Source organism: Amycolatopsis tucumanensis, from assembly GCF_021654135.1.
GTDB lineage: Bacteria > Actinomycetota > Actinomycetes > Mycobacteriales > Pseudonocardiaceae > Amycolatopsis_E > Amycolatopsis_E tucumanensis.
In genome coordinates, this window is sequence record NZ_JAKGSD010000124.1 from 1 (window position 1) to 3,096 (window position 3,096).

The 3,096-nt window shown below is 73.0% G+C and carries 3 protein-coding genes; 2 read left to right on the forward strand and 1 reads right to left on the reverse strand.

Annotated elements, in window-relative coordinates; all coding sequences use genetic code 11:
- Positions 1 to 112: 112 nt before the first annotated feature.
- Positions 113 to 1,042, reverse strand: a complete 930-nt coding sequence (locus L2C96_RS44060; protein ID WP_020422641.1) for a helix-turn-helix domain-containing protein — start codon at positions 1,040 to 1,042, stop codon at positions 113 to 115.
- A gap of 61 nt (positions 1,043 to 1,103) precedes the next feature.
- On the opposite strand from L2C96_RS44060, the gene L2C96_RS44065 reads away from it, so the two are divergent.
- Positions 1,104 to 1,565: a DUF3180 domain-containing protein gene (locus tag L2C96_RS44065; protein ID WP_020422640.1), complete on the forward strand. Its 462-nt coding sequence runs from the start codon at positions 1,104 to 1,106 to the stop codon at positions 1,563 to 1,565.
- A gap of 69 nt (positions 1,566 to 1,634) precedes the next feature.
- The coding region (locus L2C96_RS44070; RefSeq protein WP_372491329.1) for a DUF6779 domain-containing protein at positions 1,635 to 3,096 on the forward strand (1,462 nt) is incomplete at its 3' end.

A 3,096-nucleotide genomic window follows, 5' to 3' on the forward strand; every position in this document is an offset into this window, starting at 1 on the left:
GATCGGCGACCAAAGATCGGCTGTGGATCGGGGGCGGGGGAGGTCTGGTTGGGGTGGTCGGCTCGCTTTCGTTGCTGGCTCCCTGTTGCGGGGCGGGAGGCAACCTCGGCGATCAGCCCCGCAAAGCGGCCGTCAGCCACTCCACCGCCGGCACGCGCGTCGGCACCTCCGGCCACCCGTTCATGATCGCCATCAGCTGCCAGTACCGTTCGGCCCTGTGGTCGGTCCCGACGGCGATCCGGTCGGCCACCGAGGCGCGGAACGCCGGGTCCGCGGGGTCCTGCCCCTCCGGCGCCCACGTCCGCGCGATGTCGTCGGCCAGTTCGCGTCCCTCCGGTGAATCCGGGGCCAGCCCGGCGTCCAGCGCCTTCTGCGCCCGCTCGCTCCAGCCGATCCAATCCTCCTGCGCCGGCACGGTCGCCTGGCCCGCCCGCAGGTCCTCGGCGTGCCGTTCGCTCATCCGCCGGGTCACCGCGCGGAACTCGGGGTCCTGGATGAGCTCGGCGAACTCGATCCACGCCTCCAGCTGCTCGGGTGACGGGTCGTCGGGCAGCTCCGGTTTCGCCGAGCGCATCCGCTCGTAGAACTCCGCGTCGACCGGCAAGCCCTCGGTCACCTCCTGCCAGAACTCGTCGAGCAGGCGGGCCCGCTCTTCGTCGGACATCGCCGCCAGCCTGTTCATCAGCTTCACTTCCTCCAGCTCGGATTCGCGTTTCACGACCGCACGCAGAACCGCGCGCCGCAACCGCAGCCTGCGGATCTGCTCGTCCAGCGCGTCGATGTGCCGCCGGGCGAGGCGGGGGACGCTCGTCTCCCGCGCGAGCACCGCGGACACATCGGTCAGCCCGAGGCCGAGTTCGCGCAGCGTCTTGATCAGTTCGAGCCGGGCCATCGCCGTCACGTCGTAGAGCCGGTAGCCGGAACTGGTGCGGTCGGCGGGCGGGAGCAGCCCCTCGTCGGAGTAGAACCGGATGGTCTTGACCGGCAACCCGGTCCGACGGCTCAACTCGCCGATGGTGAACGTCCCGTCCGCGCGTCCCATGCTCAACCCTCCAGCCGGTGGAGAGTCAACTGTGCCACGATCACCTGGGTACCGTGGCCGTATGCACTTCACCCGGCCCCGAGAGCTGGTGATCGCCGGGCTGGTCGGGCTCGTCGCCGCGTACCTGCTGTTCAGGTTCGCCTACGGCGACCTGCCCCGCGTGCCGCGCCCGGTCGGCCTCACGCTGTTCGTGCTCGCGGTGATCGACGTCGCACTGGCCTTCGTGATGCGGTCGCGGGTCCGGTCCGGTCGGCTCGTCAACGCGGTCTCGGCGGCGCGCACCGTCGCGCTCGCGAAGGCTTCCTCACTGCTCGGCGCGATCATGCTCGGCGCGTGGGCTGGGATCGCCGGCGCGTTGATCCCGCGGGCGTCGGAGCTGGCCGCGGCGTCGAGCGACCTCCGCAGCGTCGCGATCGGGGCCGTGTGCGCGGTCGCGTTGATCGCCGCGGCGCTCTGGCTCGAGCACTGCTGCCGCACGCCCGAAGACGACGAAAGTGATCCCGATCATCACCCGACCGGTTAACGCTGAGAACCGACCGCTCGAAGTACCAACTAGGTCTCAGACGCATAACTAGCGGGTACGGTGTTGGTCATGACTGGCGAGGGTGACGAGACGCGCGGCCGCGTCGTGGGCAGGCCGTGGTTTCTCATCGGCCTGGTCCTCGCGGTCGGCGCCACGATTCCGCTGGTGGTCGCCGACGACATCCGCTACCTGCGGTTGGGGATCGTCGCCGCGTTGTGGGCGGCCCTGATCGGCGCGTTCCTCGCCGTGCGCTACCGCCGCCAGGCGACGAACACCGAAGAGGCCGTCGCGCAGGCGCAGGAGGTCTACGAGCTGGAGCTCGAACGCGAGATCGCAGCGCGGCGCGAGTTCGAGCTGGAGGTCGAAGCCGAGACGCGGCAACGGGTCGAGTCCGAGTCCCGCAGCGAACTGGACGCGCTGCGCACGGAAATCGCTTCCCTGCGGGACAACCTGCAGAGCCTGTTCGGCGGCGAGGTGCTGCTGGAGCGCGTCGCGCTGACCGCGCAGGCGACCCGGATGCGCGCGCTGCGCGAGGAACAGCGGGTCGTCGAGTCCGGCCCGAGCCAGCCCCCGCAGATCACCGCGGCGAAGAAGCGGGAGATCACCGACCGGCCGACCGAGTTCATCGAGCGGGTGCGGGAGAAGGAGCCGGTGCGCGCGGGCGGCCGCCCGAGCGCACCGGAGCCGCGGCGGCCCGAGGTGTCGATGGACCTCCCCGTCCGCCGGGTCGCGAACGCCGAGCCCGTCGACCCCGACCGCACGCGCGTGCAGCCGGCGGCGAAGAAGCCGGAACGCCCGCAGGCCCGTCCCGTCGAACCGAGCCGCCCCGCGCCGAGCCGTCCTGACCGGGTACGTCCGCCCGCCGCGACGACGCCGGTGAAGCGTGAACCGCAGCGGGTGGAGCAGCCGACGCAGGTCGCCAAGCCCGTCGACCCGGACTGGACGCCGCGGGCCGAGCGCTCGGCGACCGACCTGTCGGCGGCGTTCCCGACCCGCGTGACGCGGCCCGTGCAGCCGGAGGCGTCGCCGGTGGTGCCCGAGGACCACCCCGTGGTCAACGAGACGTTGCCGGTCGAGGTCCGGCGGCTGGCGCAGCAGGGCAGGCCGGGTGGCCGTCGGCGCCGCGCGGAGGAGGACGAGGCCCCCGCCGGCCGTCGTCGCCGCCCCGACGAGGCGCCGCGGGTGCCGGACGCCGACGAGGCGCCGCCCGGGTTGCGGTCGGACGCCGACGTGCCGGTGAGCCTGCGGACGGAGGCTGACGGCCGTCGAGGCTCGGAGCGGGCCCCGGAGGCCGAGGCGCTGCCGCGGCTTTCGGTGACGGAGGAGGCGGAAGCCCCGGCACGCCGATCGAGCGCGAGCGCCGCCGTCGCCGGACGCCGCTCGGCCGAGTCGAGCGGGTACCGTTCCGCCGCCGCGATCTCGGGCCGCCGCAGCGCCGAAGCGACGGGTCACCGGGCAGCCGACGAGACGCCCAGTGGCCGCCGCGGTGCTGAGGCAACGGGGCATCGGGCGGCCGACGAGACGTCCACGG

Excerpts from the sequence above, each read along its gene's own strand:
- L2C96_RS44060 (WP_020422641.1), bottom strand. The coding sequence starts at position 1,042 with ATGGGACGCGCGGACGGGACGTTCACCATCGGCGAGTTGAGCCGTCGG.
- L2C96_RS44065 (WP_020422640.1), top strand. The coding sequence starts at position 1,104 with ATGCACTTCACCCGGCCCCGAGAGCTGGTGATCGCCGGGCTGGTCGGG.